This is a genomic window from Mesoterricola sediminis (genome assembly GCF_030295425.1).
GTDB lineage: Bacteria > Acidobacteriota > Holophagae > Holophagales > Holophagaceae > Mesoterricola > Mesoterricola sediminis.
The window spans coordinates 4,360,001-4,380,258 of sequence record NZ_AP027081.1 but is presented as its reverse complement, the minus strand read 5'-3'; the positions used below and the strand labels follow the sequence as shown (position 1 = coordinate 4,380,258).

The 20,258-nt window shown below is 69.1% G+C and carries 23 protein-coding genes (1 of these 23 cut by a window edge); 10 read left to right on the top strand and 13 right to left on the bottom strand.

What is annotated here, in order from left to right; genetic code table 11:
• Window positions 1-23 precede the first annotated feature (23 nt).
• A complete protein-coding gene (gene fsa, locus R2J75_RS19100) occupies window positions 24-671 on the bottom strand; it encodes a fructose-6-phosphate aldolase (RefSeq protein WP_243333433.1) in 648 nt (215 codons plus the stop codon).
• A gap of 161 nt (window positions 672-832) precedes the next feature.
• Between fsa and thyX the strand changes: the two genes are divergently transcribed.
• The 3 genes from thyX to R2J75_RS19085 all read left to right on the top strand — a co-directional run bounded on the left by thyX (window position 833) and on the right by R2J75_RS19085 (window position 4,604).
• Complete coding sequence (thyX, locus tag R2J75_RS19095) at window positions 833-2,752, top strand: FAD-dependent thymidylate synthase (RefSeq protein WP_316410810.1); 1,920 nt, start codon at window positions 833-835, stop codon at window positions 2,750-2,752.
• The gene (locus R2J75_RS19090) at window positions 2,749-3,957 is read left to right on the top strand and encodes an aminotransferase class V-fold PLP-dependent enzyme (RefSeq protein WP_316410809.1); all 1,209 of its coding nucleotides are present in this window, start codon (window positions 2,749-2,751) and stop codon (window positions 3,955-3,957) included. The genes thyX and R2J75_RS19090 overlap by 4 nt, the downstream gene beginning before the upstream one ends.
• 134 nt (window positions 3,958-4,091) lie before the next feature.
• Window positions 4,092-4,604 (top strand): DUF192 domain-containing protein, encoded by a 513-nt coding sequence (locus R2J75_RS19085; RefSeq protein WP_243333444.1) that lies wholly within the window; start codon window positions 4,092-4,094, stop codon window positions 4,602-4,604.
• 21 nt (window positions 4,605-4,625) lie between these two features.
• On the opposite strand, the gene R2J75_RS19080 is transcribed toward R2J75_RS19085, so the two are convergent.
• The 3 genes from R2J75_RS19080 to pssA form a co-directional block, all read right to left on the bottom strand.
• Window positions 4,626-5,003, bottom strand: a complete 378-nt coding sequence (locus R2J75_RS19080; RefSeq protein WP_316410808.1) for a GxxExxY protein — start codon at window positions 5,001-5,003, stop codon at window positions 4,626-4,628.
• Window positions 5,004-5,139: 136 nt separating this feature from the next.
• Window positions 5,140-5,893 (bottom strand): IS5 family transposase gene (locus tag R2J75_RS19075; protein WP_394365864.1). Its coding sequence is split into 2 segments (ribosomal slippage): window positions 5,140-5,557 and window positions 5,556-5,893, totalling 756 coding nucleotides; the frame shifts between segments, so codons are not numbered across the junction.
• Between the two features lie 88 nt (window positions 5,894-5,981).
• Entirely contained in the window at window positions 5,982-6,830 is an 849-nt protein-coding gene (pssA, locus tag R2J75_RS19070; RefSeq protein WP_243335755.1) for a CDP-diacylglycerol--serine O-phosphatidyltransferase, read from the bottom strand.
• Between the two features lie 74 nt (window positions 6,831-6,904).
• Here pssA and R2J75_RS19065 point away from each other — a divergent pair, with 74 nt between their 5' ends.
• From R2J75_RS19065 to mnmG, 3 genes are read left to right on the top strand one after another with little or no spacing between them, the layout of a single operon-like run.
• The gene (locus tag R2J75_RS19065; protein ID WP_243335757.1) at window positions 6,905-7,291 is read left to right on the top strand and encodes a hypothetical protein; all 387 of its coding nucleotides are present in this window, start codon (window positions 6,905-6,907) and stop codon (window positions 7,289-7,291) included.
• Window positions 7,284-7,493: a YtxH domain-containing protein gene (locus tag R2J75_RS19060; protein WP_316410807.1), complete on the top strand. Its 210-nt coding sequence runs from the start codon at window positions 7,284-7,286 to the stop codon at window positions 7,491-7,493. Before R2J75_RS19065 ends, R2J75_RS19060 begins: the two co-directional genes overlap by 8 nt.
• A 30-nt stretch (window positions 7,494-7,523) precedes the next feature.
• Window positions 7,524-9,401, top strand: a complete 1,878-nt coding sequence (gene mnmG, locus R2J75_RS19055) for a tRNA uridine-5-carboxymethylaminomethyl(34) synthesis enzyme MnmG (protein WP_243335762.1) — start codon at window positions 7,524-7,526, stop codon at window positions 9,399-9,401.
• Between the two features lie 6 nt (window positions 9,402-9,407).
• Here mnmG and galU read toward each other — a convergent pair whose 3' ends face one another.
• From galU to R2J75_RS19040, 3 genes are read right to left on the bottom strand one after another with little or no spacing between them, the layout of a single operon-like run.
• Entirely contained in the window at window positions 9,408-10,286 is an 879-nt protein-coding gene (gene galU / locus R2J75_RS19050; RefSeq protein WP_243347522.1) for a UTP--glucose-1-phosphate uridylyltransferase GalU, read from the bottom strand.
• A gap of 6 nt (window positions 10,287-10,292) precedes the next feature.
• Complete coding sequence (locus R2J75_RS19045; RefSeq protein ID WP_243335766.1) at window positions 10,293-11,891, bottom strand: sensor histidine kinase; 1,599 nt, start codon at window positions 11,889-11,891, stop codon at window positions 10,293-10,295.
• Entirely contained in the window at window positions 11,888-12,793 is a 906-nt protein-coding gene (locus tag R2J75_RS19040; RefSeq protein ID WP_316410806.1) for a CHAD domain-containing protein, read from the bottom strand. The genes R2J75_RS19045 and R2J75_RS19040 overlap by 4 nt, the downstream gene beginning before the upstream one ends.
• A gap of 95 nt (window positions 12,794-12,888) precedes the next feature.
• Here R2J75_RS19040 and uvrA point away from each other — a divergent pair, with 95 nt between their 5' ends.
• Window positions 12,889-15,720, top strand: coding sequence for an excinuclease ABC subunit UvrA (uvrA, locus tag R2J75_RS19035; protein WP_243335769.1), 2,832 nt, complete (start codon window positions 12,889-12,891; stop codon window positions 15,718-15,720).
• 67 nt (window positions 15,721-15,787) lie between these two features.
• Here uvrA and R2J75_RS19030 read toward each other — a convergent pair whose 3' ends face one another.
• From R2J75_RS19030 to R2J75_RS19010, 5 genes are read right to left on the bottom strand one after another with little or no spacing between them, the layout of a single operon-like run.
• The gene (locus R2J75_RS19030; RefSeq protein ID WP_243335771.1) at window positions 15,788-15,973 is read right to left on the bottom strand and encodes a hypothetical protein; all 186 of its coding nucleotides are present in this window, start codon (window positions 15,971-15,973) and stop codon (window positions 15,788-15,790) included.
• A 20-nt stretch (window positions 15,974-15,993) separates the two neighbouring features.
• Complete coding sequence (locus tag R2J75_RS19025) at window positions 15,994-16,176, bottom strand: putative motility protein (RefSeq protein WP_243335773.1); 183 nt, start codon at window positions 16,174-16,176, stop codon at window positions 15,994-15,996.
• A 20-nt stretch (window positions 16,177-16,196) separates the two neighbouring features.
• Window positions 16,197-16,466 (bottom strand): carbon storage regulator CsrA, encoded by a 270-nt coding sequence (gene csrA / locus R2J75_RS19020; RefSeq protein ID WP_243335775.1) that lies wholly within the window; start codon window positions 16,464-16,466, stop codon window positions 16,197-16,199.
• 14 nt (window positions 16,467-16,480) lie between these two features.
• The gene (fliW, locus tag R2J75_RS19015) at window positions 16,481-17,263 is read right to left on the bottom strand and encodes a flagellar assembly protein FliW (protein ID WP_243335777.1); all 783 of its coding nucleotides are present in this window, start codon (window positions 17,261-17,263) and stop codon (window positions 16,481-16,483) included.
• Window positions 17,264-17,308: 45 nt separating this feature from the next.
• Window positions 17,309-18,196: a ribonuclease D gene (locus R2J75_RS19010; RefSeq protein ID WP_243335780.1), complete on the bottom strand. Its 888-nt coding sequence runs from the start codon at window positions 18,194-18,196 to the stop codon at window positions 17,309-17,311.
• A 54-nt stretch (window positions 18,197-18,250) separates the two neighbouring features.
• Between R2J75_RS19010 and R2J75_RS19005 the strand changes: the two genes are divergently transcribed.
• Window positions 18,251-18,520 carry a TMEM165/GDT1 family protein gene (locus R2J75_RS19005; RefSeq protein ID WP_243335782.1) on the top strand — a complete coding sequence of 90 codons (270 nt, stop codon included), beginning with the start codon at window positions 18,251-18,253 and terminating at the stop codon, window positions 18,518-18,520.
• Here the strand turns inward: R2J75_RS19005 and R2J75_RS19000 are convergent.
• Window positions 18,517-19,230, bottom strand: a complete 714-nt coding sequence (locus R2J75_RS19000) for an RsmE family RNA methyltransferase (protein WP_243335785.1) — start codon at window positions 19,228-19,230, stop codon at window positions 18,517-18,519. The two genes, R2J75_RS19005 and R2J75_RS19000, sit on opposite strands and share 4 nt — an antisense overlap.
• Before the next feature lie 38 nt (window positions 19,231-19,268).
• On the opposite strand from R2J75_RS19000, the gene R2J75_RS18995 reads away from it, so the two are divergent.
• Window positions 19,269-20,219 carry a TerC family protein gene (locus R2J75_RS18995; RefSeq protein ID WP_243335786.1) on the top strand — a complete coding sequence of 317 codons (951 nt, stop codon included), beginning with the start codon at window positions 19,269-19,271 and terminating at the stop codon, window positions 20,217-20,219.
• Window positions 20,216-20,258, top strand: partial view of a bifunctional riboflavin kinase/FAD synthetase gene (locus R2J75_RS18990; protein ID WP_243335788.1) — the beginning only. The gene runs 914 nt beyond the window's last position; 43 of the gene's 957 nt are visible here — the first part of the coding sequence; its start codon is at window positions 20,216-20,218; its stop codon lies off the right edge, out of view. The genes R2J75_RS18995 and R2J75_RS18990 overlap by 4 nt, the downstream gene beginning before the upstream one ends.

Here is a 20,258-nt window from a genome sequence, read left to right as displayed (position 1 = left end):
AACGGAAAAAATTTTCAGGCCCTTCAGCGGCCGCTCTTTTTCCAGTCGGCCATGAACTGCTCGATGCCCCGGTCGGTGAGGGGGTGGGCCAGCATCTGGTCGAAGACCTTGGTGGGGATGGTCGCGACGTGGGCGCCGGCCAGGGCGGACTCGGTCACGTGGCGGGGGCCGCGGATGGAGGCGGAGAGCACCTGGGTGTCCAGGTCGTAGTTGCCGAAGATCTGGACGAGGTCCTCGATGAGCTCCATGCCGATGGCGTTGATGTCGTCCAGGCGGCCCACGAAGGGGGACACGTAGGTGGCGCCGGCCTTCGCGGCCAGGAGGCCCTGGGTGGCGGAGAAGCAGAGGGTGACGTTGGTCTTGATGCCCTCGGCGTGGAAGGCGTGGGTGGCCTTGAGGCCCTCGGCGGTCAGGGGCACCTTGACCACGACGTTCTTGTGGATCTTGGCCAGCTTGCGGCCCTCGGCGATCATGCCCGGGGCGTCCAGGGCGATCACCTCGGCGGAGATGGGGCCGTCCACGATGGCGCAGATCTCCTCGATGATGGTCTCGAAGGGCTTGCCGGATTCCTTGGCGATCAGGCTCGGGTTCGTGGTGACCCCGTCGAGGATCCCCCACTCGTTGATCCGCTTGATTTCGGCCACGTTGGCGGTGTCGATGAAGAATTTCATAGCGTCTCCATGGGCGGCAGGGGCGCGCGGACCGGGCGACTCCGGACGGGGGGCCCGTCGTCCGCGCGGGGCTGCCTGCCAAGCCCTTCCATCATCGCAGGTCGGCGCCGGGGCCGGAAGCGGACGATGACCCGGGTTACAATGGCCCGACCGGAGATCCCATGCCCCTGCTGGAACAGACCGTCCTGGACCGAGGATTCGTGAAGCTGGTGGACCACATGGGGTCCGACCTGAGCGTGGTCAACGCCGCCCGGGTCAGCTTCGGCAAGCGAAAGGAGACGTTCGATGAGGCGGACGAAAAGCTCATCGACTACCTGGCCGCCCACGACCACACCTCCCCCTTCCGCCACACCTCCATGACCTTCCACGTGAAGGCCCCCATCTTCGTCTTCCGGCAATGGATGAAACACCGCATCGCCTGCTTGACCGGCGATGCCGTCGTGACCTTCGTGAACACGAATGGGGTCGCCAACCCGAGGTTGCGGAAGACCATGGATGAACTGTGGACGGCCTGGTCCGCGGGGCAGGGTAATGGAACGGCGCCGGACGAGGCACGGGTGGCCCTGGTCCGGGACATGGCCAGGCAAGGGATTTCGGACCGGGAAATCCAGCGCCAGACGGGTGTCGACCGCGCCACCGTCAGGAAGATCCGCCAGGGCACCTTCAGCACGAAGGGTTCAGCGAGAAGCCGGATCCGGAACATGAACCTCAGGGTTCTCAACGAGCGCGATAACACCTTCGAGACCGGACACATCGCCGGGATCGTCGAACGGGGGCCCCAGCCCGTTTACCGGCTGACCCTCGCGGACGGCAAACAGCTCACCATGACGACCAATCATCGCGTCCTGACCTCCCAAGGGTGGATGCGGATGGGAGAGGCCACGGGACTGGAGCACCCGGAAGGGGAGGAACCCCGGATGACGAGGCCATGCTCGCTGATGGTCAACGGGGTCGAAGCGCACCGCGACGCGCATTGGCTGCGGGAGCAGCGGAGCCTGGGCCGGGGCCTCGCCGAGATGGCGGAATTGGCGGGCTGTTCCCCCCACACCATCCGGAAATGGCTGAAGGTCCATGACCTTTCCTTCTCGCCCGAGGAGACGCGGTTCGGTCGCGGCCATGAATCCTGGAACCGGGGTCGGAGCTATTCCTCTGGTCCAATGGACCTTACCGAGGCCCAGCGGGCCAAGAGAAGACTCCACCGCTCGGGAAAGGCCTCCAACTGGTGGCGCGGGGGACTTTCAAGCGAACGGGAGAAGATCGGAGCCTGGACGGCGCGCCAGGCCAAGGTCCTCCACGCGAACAACGGCGGAATTTGCCAGGCCTGCGGGGAAAGGTCCGAGGCCCTCCATGCCCATCACATCATCCCCGTCTGGATGGATCCATCGCGGGCTTTTGATGCTGGGAACCTGGCATCGGTCTGTTCGACCTGCCATCGGACGATCCATCGGAACCGGGACGCGGAGGTGGCCTTTGCCCGCACATGCGTGGGGACCCTGCCCCCCGAACTGGAACAGAAGCCCAGGAGAACGGGAGATCATCGTCTTCTGGCCCACCCGGTAGCTGTTTCGACGGTGGCCTTCCTGGGGGTCCAGCCCACCTATGACCTGTGCGTCGAAGGCCCCTGGCATAATTTCGTGGCCAACGGGATCGTCGTCCATAACAGCGAATTCAACGAGATCAGCGGCCGGTACGTAGAGTTCCCCGAGGACGAATTCTTCGTCCCCGAAACCTTCCGCCGCCAGGCCAAGGTCAACAAACAGGGGTCGGAGGGGCGGGTGGATGGTCCCGACGGGGACCAAGCCCACGAGGTCTTCCTGGCCACCTGCCGCAACGCCGTCGCCCAGTACAAGCAGCTGATCGCCCTGGGGGTCTGCCGGGAGCAGGCCCGCTGCGTCCTGCCCCTGGGCCTCTACTCCGAGGTCTACTGGACCGTGAGCCTCCAGGCCGCCGCCCACTTCATCCGCCTCCGCACCGACAGCCACGCCCAGTGGGAGATCCAGCAGTACGCCCACGCCGTGCGCGGGATCGTCGAAGGCGTCTATCCCCGGTCCCTCCAGGCCCTGCTCCGGGTCCGGCCGTGACTCTGCCGCCCCTCAACCCCGCCCTCCTCCACCTGGACCCCGACCACCTCTGGCTCATGCACTGCTCGGAGGGGCCCGTCCCGCGGTCCGTGGTCCGGGCCGTGCGCGCCCACCTCCACAAGGAGCTCTGGCCCTGGGAATGCCAGTGGCGGGAGGACTTCCTGGGGATCCCCGACGCCCTGCGGGCGGAAGCCGCGCGGCTCGTGGGCGGGGAAGCCTCCGACATCACCCTCACCCCCTCCACCTCCTCCGGCCTGGTCACCGTCGCCCAGGCCCTGCGCTGGAGCCGGGGGGACGAGGTCGTCGCCCCCCTGGGCGAGTTCCCCAGCAACATCTGGCCCTGGAAGGCCCTCGAGGCCCGGGGCGTGCGCTTCCGGGAGGTGCCGCTGTGGGAGGGGCACCGGGCCGGGGAGGAGGCCTGGGCCACCCGTCCCCCCACCGCCGGGGATCGGCCCGAGGACCGGCTGATCGCGGCCCTGGGCCCCTCCACCCGTGTCCTGGCTGTGTCCTGGGTCCGCTTCCAGGACGGCCTCGTCCTGGACCTGCCCACCCTGGCCGCCGCCTGTCGTGGCCGAGGCGTCCACCTGGTGGTGGACGGCATCCAGGGCGCCGGCACCGCCGTGCCGGACCTGACGGGGGTCGCCGCCTTCGCCGCGGGCGGCCACAAGGGCCTGCTGGGCCCCCAGGGCATGGGCTTCCTCTGGACCGACCCCGCCTTCCGGGAGCAGCTGGTGCCCACGGGCTCCTGGCTCTCCGTGGAAGGGGGCACCGAGTTCGACCGCCCCTCCACCGACCACCGCCGGGCCTGGCTCCAGGACGGGCGCCGCATGGAGCCCGGGACCCTCAGCCTCATCAGCTGCGCGGGGGCCCTGGAATCCTTCCGCACCGTGAACGGGGCCGGCGTGCCCGAGATCCAGGCCCATGTGCGGCGCCTCCAGGTCCGCCTCCTGGACGCCCTCGGGGACGTTCCCGCCTGGCGGGCCGAGTCGCTGCGCCTTCGGGACCTGCTGGAGGCGGGGCGCGTCGGCTCCTTCCTCTCCCTGCACCACGGGGACCGGGGCCCCGAAGGCCTGGGCGAGGTCCTGGCCCTGGGCATGCGCCGGGGCATCTACGTTTCGGTGCGGGAGGGCTACCTGCGCCTCGCCTTCCACGGCTGGCACGAGGTCGCCGACCTGGCCCGGATCGTGGACTGGCTGGCGGGCTGAACCCGACCGCCCGGGCCCGTTCAACGCGGGGCGGGCCGGCGGGGTCCAAGGGGGGCGGGCCCCGGGCCCGCCACAATTCCGGCTGGGATGAAGGGCCGGTTCCTTTAGGATGAAAGTCGACGTCTGGAGCGCCCATGACCCCTCTCCTCCTCAGCCTCCTCCTCGCCGCGACCGGGACCCCGGATGGGGGGACCGTCGTCGCCAAAGGCAAGGCCTTCCTCGCCGAGGTGGCCAGCAATCCGAGGGAGCAGGCAAGGGGCCTCATGTTCCGGGACCGGCTCGCCCCGGACCGCTGCATGATCTTCATCTACCCCGAGGACGGGTACCACAGCATCTGGATGAAGAACTGCCGCATCTCCCTCGACGTGGTCTGGATCACCGCCGACGGGACCGTGGTGGAGACCGCCGACAACGTGCCCCCCTGCTCCCCCATGAAGGGCGATGACTGCCCCAGCTACGGCGGCACCGTTCCCGCCCGCCACTTCGTGGAGTTCCCCGCCGGCACCTTGAAGCGCCTGGGCCTGAAGAAGGGCGACCGCATCGGGTGGAACCTCCGTCTGGCCGATGGTACGGCCGTCGAAGGCGGCGCCAAGGTCCCCGCCGAGGGCGCCAAGGCCAGGCCCGCGAAGAAGCGCACCCGGAAGTAGCCCGAACCTAGGGTGTGTTCGTCATCTAGGATAGTAATGGCTAATACCCATCCGTGCCGGAGCATGGAGGAGCTGGAATAGTGAGTCTGTGCTGCAGTGCCTGATGGCGCCGCGCATTCGCAGCATCCTATTGGAACGCGGAGGCGCGGAGGATCTCGCTGAGGCTCGCGGAGAAAGGATCAAGCCCACAAGCCCCCTCCACTCGATATCCAGGAAAACCTCCCGCTTCACCTTATGGCCGGCCAGTCTCAGGGAGTGCGCCAGACAGACCTTGTAGGGATCTTCCAGGAGTCCGTGCCCCAGAGCCTTCTGGATCTCGATGGCCTCCCCGATGATGGCCTGGGTGATCTCCTTGTGCGGATGATCCTCCCCGTCGACCTCTCCCCAATGCCTTCCCATCACGCCTCCCGTTGGGACGTGTCATTGGGAGGTGGCAGGTTCCAGGAGCGCTTTCCTCCGCGACCCTCTGCGAGATCCTCCGCGCCTCCGCGTTTCATAGGATCAATGAGGATCCGGAACGCTTGTCACCCTCCGCTCATAGCCTCAGCCAGATCACGATGCAGGCCAAAGCCACCTGGGCTGAGAAACTTCGCGCCGTTTTGTCGAACCTGGTGGCCAGCGCCCTGAACTGTTTGAGCTTGGCGAACCCATGCTCGATGGCATGGCGGGCCTTGTATAGGTGTGAGTCCCAGGCCGCCGGATTCTTGCGCCGGGGATGAGGTGGGATGACGGCTGTCGCACCCATGGCCTCGATCGCCTTCCTTACCGGGTTCCCATCGTAGGCCCGATCTCCGAACACGTACTCTGCCTGCCAACCGCACAGCAATCCTTCAGCAGACCGGCTTTCATGGGCTTGCCCCGGAGTGACCAGGAAATCCAAAGGATTACCGTGGGCATCGCAGATCAAATGGATCTTGGTCGAGCATCCACCCCGAGATCGTCCGAGCGCCTGGTTCCAGAGCCCCCCTTTTGCCTGCTGAATGTTGATGAGCGCGAAGGATGGTGCCATCCGGCATGACCCACTCCAGGTCGGCTTCCTTGCGCAGGAACTCCAGGATCCTTTGCCACACGCCGCGCTTGGTCCAGGCCTCAAATCGCGCGTACACGCTTGTCCAAGGTCCAAATTCCTCCGGCAGGTCCCTCCACGGCGCCCCAGTCCTGTGCCTCCACAGGATCGCCTCCACCATGGGACGGTTGGGGTGACGGGATCGCCCCATCCCTCCACGCTCTGGCGGAAGGAGCGGTTCAAGCTTTGCCCACATGGCATCGGTCAGGAAACGTCTCGGCATCGTTACCCCAGGAAAATTCGTGGTGTACGAGCCTTTACGTATGAGTACAAGTTAACTATTTATCCAATCTATAGATTCCGAACACAGCCTAGCTGGCTTCGGGGCCGTCCTCGGCCCGCCGGTGCTCCCGGAGGGGGGGCTCGACGCCTCGCCAGCCGAAGCGCCAGGCGAGGTTCATGAGCAGGGACCCGGTGATGAAGGCCGCGAAGAAGACGACGAAGAACCGCTCCCGGAGCAGGGGGATGGAGGCCAGCACCAGCAGCACCGTGAGGGTGGCGAGGCGGGCCCCGTTGCGGGTCTGGCTCCGCTTCTTGAAGCTGGGGAACCGCACGGTGGACACCATCAGCAGGCCCACCAGGAAGAGTTCCGCCGCGAAGGCGTAGGCCACCCAGGCCTCGGCGGGGCTGTGGGGCCAGCAGAGGATGACCGCGGCCACGCAGGCGGCGCCGGCGGGAATGGGCATGCCCACGAAGAACCGGGAGTCCACGCTGCCCACCTGGACATTGAACCGGGCCAGGCGCAGGGCCCCGCAGGCCACGAAAAAGAAGCTCGCCCCCCAGCCCACGGCCCGGAGGGTCGGGTCCGTCAGGCCCAGCTGGAAGAAGCCGTAGCGGTAGGCCAGGATGGCCGGCGCCATGCCGAAGCTGAGGACGTCCGCCAGGGAGTCCAGCTGGACCCCGAACTCGGTGGCCGTGTTCGTGGCCCGGGCGATGCGGCCGTCGAGGCCGTCGAAGACGCCCGCCGCCAGGAGGAGGCCGGCGCTCCACAGGAAGTAGACGCCCGGATGGCCCCCGGCGGCGTTGATGGACATCACGACGCTGGAGAAGCCGCACAGGACTGACAGGAGGGTGACGGCTGAAGGCAGGGCGAACTTGGAACGGGCCACGACCCGCCGTCGGCGTTCCCGGCGCTCCTCGGGGTTCATCCGCTGTCTCATGGGGCGATTGTCCCATAAAACTGGCTCCCGGGTGGGCGGCTACCTACATTGGGGTGGCTTTTCCGGAGGCAGACATGGACCATGCCCTGCAGATCGTGCTGACCGTCGTGATCACGGTGGTGGCCGCCTTCCTGGTGTCACTGATCCTCCAGCTCCAAAAGACCGCCCAGGCGGTCCAGGCGCTGGCGGAGAGTCTCCGGGTGGATGCCCGCCAGATCACCGAGGACGTCCATCAGGTCCGGTTGCAGGTGGACCGGACCGCGGCCCTGGTGGAACGCACCCTCGAGGGGCCGGCTACCGCCGGCTTGATGGCCAGCTCGGCTCTTCGCGGCGTCATGGGCCTGTTCGGGCGCGGGGCCGGATCCCTGGTCGAAGGCCTCGTGACAGCGCTCCGGATTGGCCTAGATTTCATCAGGCGGCGCCGGCGCGCTGCCCATCGCAAGGAGAAAAACGATGAGTGACTCACGCGACTTCCCCGGTTCAGGCCTGATGCTCTTCATCCTCGGCGCGGCCGTGGTCGCCCTGACCACCCCCAAGTCGGGGCCCGAGCTCCGCTCGGACCTCAAGGACCTGGGCATCCGGGTGCGGGACCGGGCCCGGCGGCTGGGCCAGGACCTGTGCGCCACCGCCGATGAGATGGCGGACGGGGTGACCCGGGGCTGATTTCCTTTAGACTGCCTCCGAGGGGTTTTCATGCGGCTGGTGGTCATCGGTGGCGGACATGCGGGCATTGAGGCGGCGCACATCGCCGCGCGCATGGGCGTTCCCACCACCCTGCTCACCATGAATCTGGACCAGATCGGCCAGATGAGCTGCAACCCCAGCATCGGAGGCGTGGGCAAGGGCCACATGGTGCGGGAGCTGGATGCCCTCGGCGGCCTGATGGGTCGTTTGGCCGATCGATCCGGCATCCACTTCCGCATCCTCAATGGCAGCCGGGGCATGGCGGTCCGAGGACCGCGCGCCCAGGCGGATCGGGTCAAGTACCGCATCGCGGCCCGCAACGCCCTGGAGGCCACGCCCGGCCTTCGCCTGGTCCAGGGGATGGCCGCTTGTTTCCGCTGGGAGGGCGGGCGCCTGGAGGGGGTGGAGCTCCAGGACGGCTCCTTCCTCCCCTGCGACGCCGCCGTGCTGACGTCGGGCACCTTCCTCAACGGCCGCATCCTCATCGGCGCCCGCAAGGTGGACGCGGGCCGGGCCGGGGAGCCCCCCTCGACCCAGCTGGCGGACCAGCTGCGGGCCCTGGGTCTCCGCTGCCGGCGCCTCAAGACCGGGACCAGCCCCCGCATCAACCGCGCCACCATCGACTTCAGCCGGCTCGAGGCCCAGGCCGGGGACCCGGATCCGCGGCCCTTCAGCTTCTACGGGGAGGGCATCCACCTGCCCCAGGTGCCCTGCCACATCGTGCACACCACCCCCGAGACGGAGCGGGCCGTGCGGGAGAACCTGGACCGGTCCTCCATGTACGGGGGCCACGTGGAGGGCGTGGGGCCCCGGTACTGCCCGTCCATCGAGGACAAGTTCGTCAAGTTCCCCGACAAGACCTCCCACCAGATCTTCGTGGAGCCGGATTCCCTGGAGACCCAGGAGATCTACCTGGCCGGCCTCTCCACCTCCATGCCCGTGGACGTGCAGGAGCGCATGGTCCGGAGCCTCCCCGGGTTCGAGGCCGCGGAGATCCTCCGCCCCGGCTACGCCATCGAGTACGACAGCTTCGATCCCCTCCAGCTCACCCGGGGCCTGGCCGTGGACGGCCTGCCAGGCCTTTGGTTCGCCGGCCAGATCAACGGCACCACCGGGTACGAGGAGGCCGCCGGCCAGGGCCTGATGGCGGGCATCAATGCCGCCCGCTGGCTCCGGGGCCAGGCGCCGGTGATCCTGGGCCGGGACCAGGCCTACATCGGGGTGATGATCGACGACCTCGTCACCAAGGGCACGGATGAGCCCTACCGCATGCTCACGGCCCGGGCCGAGCACCGCCTGGGCCTGGCCTGCGACGTCGCCGACACCCGCCTCCTGCCGGTGGCCCGGGAGGTGGGGGCCCTGGCCCCGGCGGAGCTGGCCCGGGCGGAGGCCAAGGCCGGGCGCCGCGCGCGGCTCCACGACCAGTGCCGGGAGGCCTGGGTGACGCCGACCTCCCCCTTCGGGCCGGTGGCCGCGGCCGCCGGCCTGAGCCTGGCCGCGGGCCTGAGCCTCTTCGACCTCCTCAAGCGCCAGCAGATCACGCCGGACCTGGCCGACGCGGCCCTGGCCCTCCTCGAGGGCTGGGACGCGCCCCAGCCCGGCTGGGAACCCGCCGCCGAGCGGGACCTCCTCCTCTTCGAGGCGCGCTACCAGGACTTCCACGCCCGGGAGGCCCGTATCCTGGCCGGCCAGCGCGCCTGGGACCACGTGCGCATCCCCGTCGACTTCCGGGTGGAGCACCTGCCCGGCCTGAGCAACGAGGTGAAGGAGAAGCTCCAGCGCCACCGGCCCGAGACCCTCGGGCAGGCCTCCCGCATCCCGGGCATCACCCCGGCCGCGGTGACCCTCCTCCACCTCCTGATCGAGCGCGGGGCTCCGGAGGCCTGAGGGGCCTCAGTCCCGGGACGCCGCCAGGGCCTTCAGGTAGGCCAGGAAGGGCCCGCCCAGGTCCTCGCGCTTGAGGGCGAACTCCACGTTGGCCCGCAGGTAGTCCAGCTTGTCCCCGGTGTCGTAGCGCAGGGCCGGGATGGGGGCGGCCACGAGGCGGCCCTCGGCGGCCATCTTCATCAGGGCGTCGGTGAGCTGGTACTCCCCGCCCACGCCGGGCTCGAGCTTCGCCAGGTGATCGAAGACCTCGGGCAGCACCACGTAGCGCCCGACCACGGCCCAGCGGCTGGGGGCCTTGTCCGGCGAGGGCTTCTCCACGATGCGGTCCACGTCCCACCAGGTCCCGCCGCCGGCGGGCCTAGGGTTCACGATCCCGTAGCGGCTCACGTGGGCCTCGGGCACCTCCTGCACGCCGACCACGGACTTGCCCGTGGCCTCGTAGGCGGCGATGAGGGCGCCGAGGGCCGGGTCCTTCTCGTCGAAGACGTCGTCCCCCAGCAGGAGCGCGAAGGGCTCGTCGCCCACGGCGTGGCGCGCGCAGAGCACCGCGTGGCCCAGGCCCAGGGGCTCGCCCTGGCGCACGTAGGAGAACTGGCCCATGTGGGTGATCCCCTGGACCAGCTTCAGGTCCTGCGTCTTGCCCCGGCGGGAGAGGGTCTCCTCGAGCTCGTAGGCCACATCGAAATGGTTCTCGATGGCCTGTTTGCCCCGGCCCGTGATGAGGACGACGTTCTCGATGCCCTGGTGGATGGCCTCCTCGACCACGTACTGGATCACGGGCTTGTCCACCAGGGGCAGCATCTCCTTGGGCTGGGCCTTGGTGGCGGGGAGGAAGCGGGTGCCGAGGCCCGCGACGGGGATGACAGCTTTCCGAATCTTTTTCATGAGGCATTATGCCATGGCGGGCAAGGGGAACCGGATGGTTGTGCCTTCGCCCTCCCGGCTTTCCAGGGTGATCTCGCCGCCGTGCGCCCGCACGATTTCCCGGCAGATGGCCAGGCCCAGGCCGGTGCCCTTGCCCTCGGGCTTGGTCGTGAACATGGGCTTGAAGACCTTGGCCAGGAGCTCCTCCGGAATGCCCGTGCCGGTGTCGGAGAGGCTGATGAGCCACCGGGGCCCCTCCGGATCCGCCTTCACCGCGAGGGCGAGGCGCCCGCCCTCGGGCATCGCGTCGACGGCGTTGTTCACCAGGTTGAGGAAGAGCTGCTCCATCTGCCTGCGGTCCACGCTGAGCACGCAGCCCTCGGGCGCCTCGGTCTCGAAGGTCACGTTGTGGGCCGCCAGCGTGGGGTTCCACAGGCGCTGGAGGTCGGCCAGGAGCGGCCCGAAGGGCACGGCCTCCGTGTGGAGGCGGGGGCGGCGGGTGACGCTCATCATCCGCCGCACGATGTCCCCCACCCGCTCGATCTGGGCCCGGATGACGGCCACGCGCTCATTGGTCTTCTCGTCGAGCCCGGGCTGGGCCTCCAGGAGCTGGAGGTGGCTGTTCACGAGGTTGAGGGGCGTGCCCACCTCGTGGGCGAAGGCCGCGGTGAGCTGGCCGGCGATGGCCAGGCGCTCCTGCTGTCCCAGCTCCTCCCGGAGGAGCGCGTTGCCCTCCATCAGCTGCTCCAGTTCGCGGTTCTTGGCCTGGAGCGCCGACAGCGCCTCCTCGATGCGGAACTGGAGGGTGGCGTTGAAGCCCCGGATCTCCTCGATGAGGGCCTCCCGCTCCTGTCCCGCCCGCTCGAGCTGGGCGGCCATCTGGTTGAAGCGATCGGCGATGATGCCCAGCTCGTCCGTGGATCGCACGTCGGTGCGGGCGCTGGGATCCCCCGCCTGGAGGCGGCTCATGGCGTCGGTGATGCTCCGGATGGGCTCCGTGACCACCGTGGCCAGGATCACCCAGAGGAGGATGAACTCCCCGAGGAGGACGAGGGGAAGGCGCACGTAGGTGTTCTTGAGGTTGTGCTCCCAGACCGTCTCCCAGTGCTCCAGGTCGCAGTAGGTCCGGATCAGGCCCAGGGGAGGGCGTCCCTTCACGGGGTTGCGGATGGGCAGGTAGAACTTCCAGGCCCGGGTCCCCGTGTTCAGGTTGACCATCTCCGCCTGGGGCTTGCCGCGCATGTAGCTGCCGATCTCCTTGCCCCACTCCACCGCATCGTCGTCGCCCGAGGACGTCACCAGGGAGACGGTGTCCCCCTCCTCCCGCTTGAAGACGTCGATGCGGAAGATGCTCCGGTCCGGCCCGGCCAGCCCCTCCAGGAGCTCCTCGATCTTGCGCTTGTCCTTGAAGTCGTGGAAATCCTTGTCCCAGCGCTGGAGGATCTCCGTCTCGACCACGGAGGACGTCTCGAAGGCCAGGTTGCGGGTGTAGTTCTCCAGCTCCCGGCGGCTGTTCCGGGTGATGGAATAGGCCACGGCGATGGTGAGCAGGCTGGTCACGAGGGCCGTGACCGTGAAGAGCTTGGCGTGGAGGCTGCGGAACCAGGCCATCGGGGCGAAGGTCAAGGGGTCTCCTCCTCGGGAAGGCCCAGGCCCAGGCGCAGGCCGGACCGGAGCGGCCGGGACGGGGCGGCGGCCGCCGCGGTCCGGAACCGGTGGAACGCGGCCAGGCGGGCGTCACCCGCGCAGGCCAGGAGCTCGACGAGGCCCTGGGCGAGGATCCGGCGCCCGCGGCCCTCGAGGCCCGCCAGGAGGCGCTGGAGCCCGGACTCGAGGGTGGCCAGGTCGTGGTGCTCCCCCAGGGCGGCCTGCAGGTCCTTCAGGCCCGCCAGGGCCGGGGCGGGGGGCTCCGGCCAGGCGCCGGCGAGGGCCTCCAGGGCGTAGCGGAGGCGCTTGAGGCGGATCCGGGCCCGGTGGAGGGCCTCCGGGTCCTCCAGCTCCAGGAGCCCGGGGAGGAGGGCGAAGGCCTCGTCGAAGCGGGGGCCGAGGGCGGCCCAGACGTCGTCGGCGAGGCGACTCGGCCGGAAGGGCTCCGGCAGGCTCGGCACCTCCAGGAGCTCGGGCAGGCGACGGAGGCCCCGCAGGGGCAGGTCGGCGGCCAGGTGAGCTCTCCGCTTCCTCCGTTGGCGGTCCAGGCCTTCGAGGGCATGCTCCAGGGCCGCCCCGGGGGTCACCCCGGGCAGGCGCCAGGCCAAGTCCTCCAGGAAGGCGGTGTGGACATCCAGCTCCCGGAGCGTCCCCAGGGCGCGGGTCAGGCGGCGCAGGGCGCGCCGGTGGCGCTGGAGGCCGGGGTAGCAGTCCGGCCGGACCAGGTCCAGGACGGCCCGGACCCGCCGCGAGGCGACCCGGGCGTCGTGGAGGGCCCCCGGGTCCCCGGCCCAGGCGGGGCCGCCCAGGATCTCCATGAGACGCCCCAGCCGCGCCTCGAGGGCGCGGTGGAGCAGGACGCTCATGTCCAGGCCGTGCATCCGACCATTCTATGTCCGGGTCCGCCCGGGGCGGAAAAGCAGGTCCCCTTGGCCGCATGCGAAAATTTGGCGTAAGATCGGAATTCGAGGTGAGGATGGACAGCATCACGATCAAGGGCGCCCGGGTCCACAACCTGAAGAACGTCGACCTGACCCTTCCCCGGAACCGGCTCGTCGTCATCACGGGCCTGTCGGGCAGCGGCAAGTCGAGCCTGGCCTTCGACACGCTCTACGCCGAAGGGCAGCGCCGCTACGTCGAGAGCCTGTCTTCGTACGCCCGCATGTTCCTGGACCAGATGGAAAAGCCCGACGTCGACAGCATCGAGGGGCTCTCCCCGGCCATCTCCATCGAGCAGAAGACCACCAGCCGCAACCCCCGGTCCACCGTGGCCACCGTCACGGAGATCTACGACTACCTCCGCCTGCTCTTCGCGCGGGTGGGCAAGCCCATGTGCATGGCCTGCGGCCGGCCCATCTCCAGCCAGACCGTGCAGGAGATGGCCGACCAGATCCTGGCCCGTCCCGAGGGCACCCGGATCCAGGTCATGGCCCCGGTCGTCCGGGCCCGCAAGGGCGAGTTCAAGAAGCTCCTGGCCGACCTCATGAAGCGGGGCTACATCCGGGCCCGGGTCAACGGCGAGATGCTGGACCTCACCGACGGCCTGCCCGACCTGGACAAGCAGAAGAAGCACACCATCGAGGTGGTCATCGACCGCCTCAAGAACGCCGAGGGCATCAGCTCCCGCCTGGCGGACAGCCTCGAGATCGCCTGCGGCCTCGCCGAAGGGTCCGCCCTCGTGGACCTGGGCGGCGAGGAGCGCCTCTTCTCCAGCAAGCTGGCCTGCAACCATGTGACGTGCGCCCGGTTCGGCCAGGGCCTGCCCGACCTGGAGCCCCGCTCCTTCTCCTTCAACTCCCCCTTCGGCGCCTGCCCCGCCTGCGACGGCCTGGGCTTCAAGCGCCAGTTCGCCGAGGAGCTCATCGTCCCCAACCCCGACCTGAGCATCGCCCAGGGCTGCTTCACGGCCAGCGGCTGGAAGACGGCGGGCGAGGACGGTTGGCGCGGCCAGTTCCTGGCCCAGCTCTCCAAGGCCATGGGGTTCAAGCTCGACACCCCCTGGAAGAAGCTGAGCGCCGACGTGCGGCGGGTGCTCCTCCACGGCCTCGACCGGAAGATGAAGTTCGTCTACCAGAACAAGGGGAACCGCTACGAGTTCATGCACGAGTTCGAGGGGGTGATCGGCAACCTGGAGCGCCGCTACCGGGAGACCACGAGCGAGGAGATCCGGGCCGAGATGGAGGAGTCCATGCGGGTCATCCCCTGCGAGACCTGCGAGGGCACCCGCCTCAAGCCCGAGATCCTGTCCGTCTTCGTCCAGGGCAAGCACATCGCCGGCGTCTGCGCCCAGAGCGTGCGCGAGGCCCGGGCCTGGTTCGACGCCCTCGCCCTGGAGGGCACCGAGGCCGTCATCGCCGGCAAGGTGCTCAAGGAGATCAAGGAGCGCCTGGGCTTCCTGGACGACGTCGGCCTGGGCTACCTGACCCTGGACCGCTCCGCGGCCACCCTCAGCGGCGGCGAGGGCCAGCGCATCCGCCTGGCCACCCAGATCGGGTCCAAGCTCCAGGGCGTCATGTACGTGCTCGACGAGCCCAGCATCGGCCTCCACCAGCGGGACAACCAGAAGCTCCTGGCCACCCTCAAGGAGATGCGGGACCTGGGCAACAGCGTGTTCGTGGTCGAGCACGACCTGGACACCATCCTCGCCGCGGACCACGTGGTGGACCTGGGGCCCGGGGCCGGCGAGCACGGGGGCCGCGTGGTGGCCCAGGGCACCCCCCAGGAGATCGCCCGCAGCGCCACCTCGGTCACCGGGGCCTTCCTCTGCGGCAAGGAGCACATCCCCGTCCCGCGGAAGCGCCGCAAGGCCGCCCGGGGCGTCATCCAGGTGCTCGGCGCCCAGGAGAACAACCTCCAGAAGGTGGACGCGGCCTTCCCCATCGGCCTGTTCACTTGCGTGACCGGCGTTTCCGGCTCCGGCAAGAGCACCCTCGTCAACGAGATCCTCTACAAGGCCCTGGCCAACCAGCTCCACCAGGGCGTCCACGTCGTGGGCCGGCACAAGGCCATCAAGGGCCTGGAGCTCATCGACAAGGTCATCGACATCGACCAGGCCCCCATCGGGCGCACGCCCCGTTCGAACCCGGCCACGTACACCGGGCTCTTCACGCCCCTGCGGGAACTCTTCAGCCAGCTCCCCGAAAGCCGGGCCCGGGGGTACACGCCGGGGCGCTTCAGCTTCAACGTCAAGGGCGGCCGGTGCGAGAAATGCGAGGGCGACGGCCTGATCCGCATCGAGATGCACTTCCTCCCCGACGTCTACGTCACCTGCGAGCAGTGCAAGGGCAAGCGCTACAACCGGGAGACCCTGGAGATCCACTACAAGGGCAAGAGCATCTCCGACATCCTGGCCATGACCGTGGAGGAGGCCCTGGGCATCTTCGAGCCCGTCCCGACCCTCGCCAACAAGCTCCAGACGCTGGTGGACGTGGGCCTGGGCTACATCCGCCTGGGCCAGAGCGCCACCACCCTCTCCGGCGGAGAGGCCCAGCGGGTCAAGCTGGCCCGGGAGCTGTCCAAGCGGCAGACGGGCAAGACCCTCTACATCCTGGACGAGCCGACCACGGGCCTCCACCTCAAGGACATCCAGAAGCTCCTGGAGGTGATCCACCGCCTCATGGAGGCCGGGAACACCGTCGTGGTCATCGAGCACAACCTGGACGTCATCAAGACCGCCGACTGGATCCTGGACATGGGGCCCGAGGGCGGCGGCGAGGGCGGGCGCATCATCGCCACGGGCACCCCCGAGGAGGTGGCCCGGGACAAGGGCAGCGTCACGGGCCGCTTCCTGAAGCCCTACCTCAAGTAGACGCAAGGAAAGCCGCCGGAATCCGCCCCTGGGGCGGTCCGGCGGCTTTCCTCGTTACCGGGGCCGTTCAGGCCGTGGTGTCCACCTTCGAGCCCAGGTGGGGCGGGTTGGCAGGCTGTTTGCGCGCTTCCGCCTGGGTCTGGAGGCGCTGCTGGGCCTGGGCCCGCTGCTGGGCCTCCGCCCGCTGAGGGGTGGAGGTCTGCTCGGTCTTCTGAACCTTCGCTTGAGACGCGGCTGCCGATTCGACTTTCATGGTGCTCTCCTCTCCGGGTTTCAGGCGGTGGTGTCCACGTTCTGGCCGATCCCGCCCGCGGCGTCCAGCATGCGGACCAGGGCCTCGCCCTCGGCGCGGGTGACGTCCAGGGCCTTCCGGGCCACGCCGACGCTGTAGGCGCCGGCCACCGGGGCCATGGCGGCGGCGAGGACGGATTCGGTGGAAAGGGATGCGGTCTCCAAGGCGGACTCCTACCCCTGGCTTATCGGTCCTGGTCCGGCCTGGCTTTAGCCAGGCGGGACCGCAGCAGGGCCGCGGCGTCCTGGAGGCTCAGGCCGCCTTCCTTGGCCTGGGTGGTCGCGGCGCGGTTCTGGGCGGCGATGTCGTCGAAGACCTCGCGCCGGTGGACCTGGACGTCCTTGGGGGCCTTGATGCCCAGGCGCACCCCTTCCTTCGTGAGGCCGACGACGAACACCTCGATGTTCCCATTGATGATGAGCGACTGATTGAGCTTTCGGGTGATGACCAGCATGGTCCCCTTTCCGGCTAGTTGTCGCCGATCACGGGATATTTCAAGGGGAACTTCTCGCTGCTGAGCACGATCTGCCGGCCCTGGCGGGTCCGGAGGTTCACGAGGATGGGGCCGGCCAGGTTGGCTGTCATGAGCCGGGGATCCTCGGGCACGACCACGAGGGCCAGGACGAGGGCGTCGGAGGGCTGCTCGATCGCCAGGGCCTCCGCCTCCTCCTCGTTCAGGGGCACCTGGTAGTCCGGCTTGATGGCCGCCACATCGATGCACACGAAGTGGATGTCCTCCCGGTCCAGGGGGTGGAGGAACTTCAAGGGATAGGCGTCGGAGGGTTCCAGCAGCTGGAACCGGTGCAGGTCCGGGAAGCCCACCAGGCCGTCCTGGAAGGTGAGCACGTCCTGTTCCGGGGGGAGGAGGACCGGATATTCCAGGGGGAAGGCGCGCGTGTCCAGCCGGACCTGGCACCCCACCCGGGTGCGGGTGTTGATGACGAGCGGACCGGCGAGGTTGGCCGTCATCCGCCGGGGGTCCTGCGCCGGCACCACGACCATGGCGAGGACCAGGGCCTCGCTGGGGGACGTCAGGCCCAGGAGGCGGCTTTCGTCGTCGCCCAGGGGCACATCGTAGTCCAGCTTGACCGTGGCGGCGTCCATGCAGGTGAAGGAAATCTCGGGACGCTCGACGGCCTGGAGGAACTTGAGCGGATAGCCCCCCTCCGGCTCCAGGAGGCGGAAGTCCCGGAGGTCGGGGAAGCCCGGCAGCGCGCTGGGGAAATGAACGATCAGTCCTTCCTGGCTCATCCTAGGCTCCTGCTGCGTGCTGGATGCAGTGTCTCACGGGGACGGTCAGTTCCCGCTGAAGATCTCCCAGAGGGCGTCGAGGCGGTTCCGCCGGAACCGGGGATTGGGGATGCACCGCTCGAGGGCCTCCCGGGTGCGGGGGGGGTGCTCCAGGCGCGCCAGGATCCAGCGGTTGCCCAGCTCCATGACGGCCGCCACATCCCCCTGGTTGCCCCACACGTTGCGCAGGTGGGTGAGCTTCCGGGCCCGCTCCACGGCCGCTTCGCCGAGGCCCATCTGCCGGATCTTGTCCACGACGGGGTGATCCGTGGGGGGGCGGTACGTGCGCACCCGCTGGAGGGTCCGGCGCATCTCGCCGGGCAGCTGGGCCAGGCGGGGCCCGATCTCGGGATCGTCCCGGCGCGCCTCGGCCTCGGCCGCGAGCGCGCGGAGCAGGGGCAGCAGCAGCGCCGCGTCCCGGGCCGCATAGCTGACCTGGGCCGGCCGCAGGGGCCGGTACATCCAGTTGGAGTCCTGCTCCTCCTTGGGAATCTCCACGCCCAGCTTGAGCTTGGCCATGGTCTTGAGGCCGGGCTGGGGGTAGCCCAGGGTCCGGGCCAGGAGCATGGTGTCCATCACGGAGGCCGGCAGCACGTCGTAGATGCGCTTGAAGACGATGCCGTCCCCGGAGAAGTCGTGGACGATCCAGGGCACCTCGGCCATGGCCCGCAGGGTGGGGCGCATCAGGTCGGGGATCGCCAGGGGGTCCACGAGCCAGGCCCGGTCGTGGGTCGCGACCTGGAGGAGCGCGAGCACGCAGTGGTGGAAGCCGGTGAGGCTGCACTCGATGTCCACCGCCAGGATGTTGGCGGCGAACCAGTGGGGCAGGGCCTCCGCCAGGGTCGACGGGGAGTCGACGTAATCCGTGGGTAGATCGAATTGGGCGAGTGCCATGGTTCCTAGTGTGCCTGAAAACCGTCGCACTCTAGACTGTCACGGGAGCAGGCCATGGACAAATCCCTCTTCTGGGCGACTTTCGTCACAGTGTTCCTCGCGGAGCTCGGGGACAAGACGCAGCTCGCCGCCATGACGGCCACGGCCCGTTCCGGCGCGCTGGTGACGGTCTTCCTGGCGGCCAGCGCCGCCCTGGTGTGCGCCACCGCCATCGGGGTCCTGGTCGGGGGCGCCCTCTTCAAGGTGATCCCGGAATCCGTCGTGAAGTACGTCGCCGGGGCCGCCTTCGTGGCCGTGGGCCTCTGGGTGATCGTGAAAGGCTAGGGCCTCAGGAACCGGAGGGCGCCCAGGAGCGCGGTGGGGCAGGTGACGGCCCGGAGGACGCTGCCCCCGAGGGAGACGGGAATCCACCCCGCCGACTTCAGGGCGCCGATCTCCGCGTCCGAGATGCCGCCCTCCGGCCCGCTTGCGATCTCGATGGGGCCGGGGCCCAGGCCGGGGTTGGGCGTTCCCGCCGGGACCTCATAGGCGACCCAGCGCTGGGCCGGCGACGCGTCCAGGAGGGCGCGGAAGGGGACCGGGGGCGCCAGGACGGGGATCCGGTTGCGGTGGCTCTGCTCGCAGGCCCCCTGGATGATGCGCTGCCAGCGCTCCATGCGCGCCAGGGTCCGCCTGGGATCGTCCTCGCTGCGGCTCCACGCCACGAGCCGGATCTCGGCGGCCCCCAGTTCCACGACGGGCGGCAGCATGTCGTCCACGAGGGAGAGCTGGGCCGTGAGCGGGAGCCAGACGGTGATGGGGTCCGCCGCCTCCCGCGGCTCATCCAGGGGCCGCGCGAGCCTGATGGAGGCGGCGTCCCGGCCGGCCTCGGCCACGTCGCCGAGCCACGCCCCGGAGGGGAGCACCACCTCCACGGCGGCCCCGGGGCCCAGGCGGAGGGCGCGGAGGTGCCGGGCCTGGCCCGCGTCGAGGCGCACGAGGCCGCCCTCCGCGGCCGGCTCGGGGGTGGCGAGGAAAAAGCGGGGGAGGCTCATCCTTGAATCTTCCTCTAAACTGAGGCTCTGGAGGCAACTTGTTCCACGCGCTTCTCGACTCCGCACCCTGGTGGGCCTGGCTGGGATTCCACCTCATCGTTTTCGTCATGCTGGCGCTGGATCTGGGGATCTTCAACCGCAAGGAACATGAGCCGAGCATGCGGGAATCCGGGGCCTGGACCGCCGTGTGGATCCTCCTCGCCCTCGCCTTCAACGCGGCGGTGTGGAAATACATGGGCCCCGTGAAGGCCGGGGAGTACCTGGCGGGCTACCTCCTCGAGAAGTCCCTGAGCGTGGACAACCTCTTCGTCTTCGTCCTGGTCTTCGGCGCCTTCCAGGTGCCCCGGCGGAACCAGCACCGCGTCCTCTACTGGGGCGTGCTGGGGGCGCTCGTCATGCGTGCCGCGATGATCCTCGCCGGCACCGCCCTGCTCAGGCGCTTCGAATGGATGACCTTCGTGTTCGGCGGCTTCCTCCTCTACACGGGCATCAAGATGCTGCTGACCCAGGACGACGAGCCCGCCGATCCCAGGAACGGCGCCGCCGCCCGCGTCTTCAGGAAGGTGGTCCCCTACGATCCCGAGGGCGGCTTCTCCCACCTGGTCCACCGCCGGAACCACAGGTTCTACGCCACCCCGATGCTGCTGGTGCTCGTGGTGGTGGAGATCACCGACCTGGTCTTCGCGGTGGATTCGATCCCCGCGGTCCTGGCCGTCACCCGGGATCCCTTCATCGTCTACACCTCCAACGTGTTCGCGATCCTCGGCCTGCGGAGCCTCTACTTCCTGCTGGCGCGCATGATCGACAAGTTCCATCACCTGGGCACCGGCCTGGCCGTGATCCTCGCCCTCGTCGGCATCAAGATGTGCCTCTCCCACTGGGTGCACGTGGGCATCGGCGTCTCCCTCCTCGTCATCGCCGCCATCCTCGCCGGCTGCATCGCCGCCAGCCTCCTCTGGCCGCCCAAGGACAAGGAGGCGGGACAGTGAAGGTCTGGCACCACACCCTCGACGCCGCCCCCAGCGACG

What these genes read in the sequence shown, in the direction of transcription:
- R2J75_RS19060 (WP_316410807.1), top strand. Translation starts at nt 7,284, where the DNA reads ATGAGTGACTCACGCGACTTCCCCGGTTCAGGCCTGATGCTCTTCATC.
- R2J75_RS19065 (WP_243335757.1), top strand. Translation starts at nt 6,905, where the DNA reads ATGGACCATGCCCTGCAGATCGTGCTGACCGTCGTGATCACGGTGGTG.
- fsa (WP_243333433.1), bottom strand. Translation starts at nt 671, where the DNA reads ATGAAATTCTTCATCGACACCGCCAACGTGGCCGAAATCAAGCGGATC.
- csrA (WP_243335775.1), bottom strand. Translation starts at nt 16,466, where the DNA reads ATGCTGGTCATCACCCGAAAGCTCAATCAGTCGCTCATCATCAATGGG.
- mnmG (WP_243335762.1), top strand. Translation starts at nt 7,524, where the DNA reads ATGCGGCTGGTGGTCATCGGTGGCGGACATGCGGGCATTGAGGCGGCG.
- R2J75_RS19080 (WP_316410808.1), bottom strand. Translation starts at nt 5,003, where the DNA reads ATGGGAAGGCATTGGGGAGAGGTCGACGGGGAGGATCATCCGCACAAG.
- R2J75_RS19030 (WP_243335771.1), bottom strand. Translation starts at nt 15,973, where the DNA reads ATGAAAGTCGAATCGGCAGCCGCGTCTCAAGCGAAGGTTCAGAAGACC.
- R2J75_RS19085 (WP_243333444.1), top strand. Translation starts at nt 4,092, where the DNA reads ATGACCCCTCTCCTCCTCAGCCTCCTCCTCGCCGCGACCGGGACCCCG.
- galU (WP_243347522.1), bottom strand. Translation starts at nt 10,286, where the DNA reads ATGAAAAAGATTCGGAAAGCTGTCATCCCCGTCGCGGGCCTCGGCACC.
- R2J75_RS19040 (WP_316410806.1), bottom strand. Translation starts at nt 12,793, where the DNA reads ATGCACGGCCTGGACATGAGCGTCCTGCTCCACCGCGCCCTCGAGGCG.
- thyX (WP_316410810.1), top strand. Translation starts at nt 833, where the DNA reads ATGCCCCTGCTGGAACAGACCGTCCTGGACCGAGGATTCGTGAAGCTG.
- R2J75_RS19000 (WP_243335785.1), bottom strand. Translation starts at nt 19,230, where the DNA reads ATGAGCCTCCCCCGCTTTTTCCTCGCCACCCCCGAGCCGGCCGCGGAG.
- R2J75_RS19010 (WP_243335780.1), bottom strand. Translation starts at nt 18,196, where the DNA reads ATGGCACTCGCCCAATTCGATCTACCCACGGATTACGTCGACTCCCCG.
- pssA (WP_243335755.1), bottom strand. Translation starts at nt 6,830, where the DNA reads ATGAGACAGCGGATGAACCCCGAGGAGCGCCGGGAACGCCGACGGCGG.
- R2J75_RS19005 (WP_243335782.1), top strand. Translation starts at nt 18,251, where the DNA reads ATGGACAAATCCCTCTTCTGGGCGACTTTCGTCACAGTGTTCCTCGCG.
- uvrA (WP_243335769.1), top strand. Translation starts at nt 12,889, where the DNA reads ATGGACAGCATCACGATCAAGGGCGCCCGGGTCCACAACCTGAAGAAC.
- fliW (WP_243335777.1), bottom strand. Translation starts at nt 17,263, where the DNA reads ATGAGCCAGGAAGGACTGATCGTTCATTTCCCCAGCGCGCTGCCGGGC.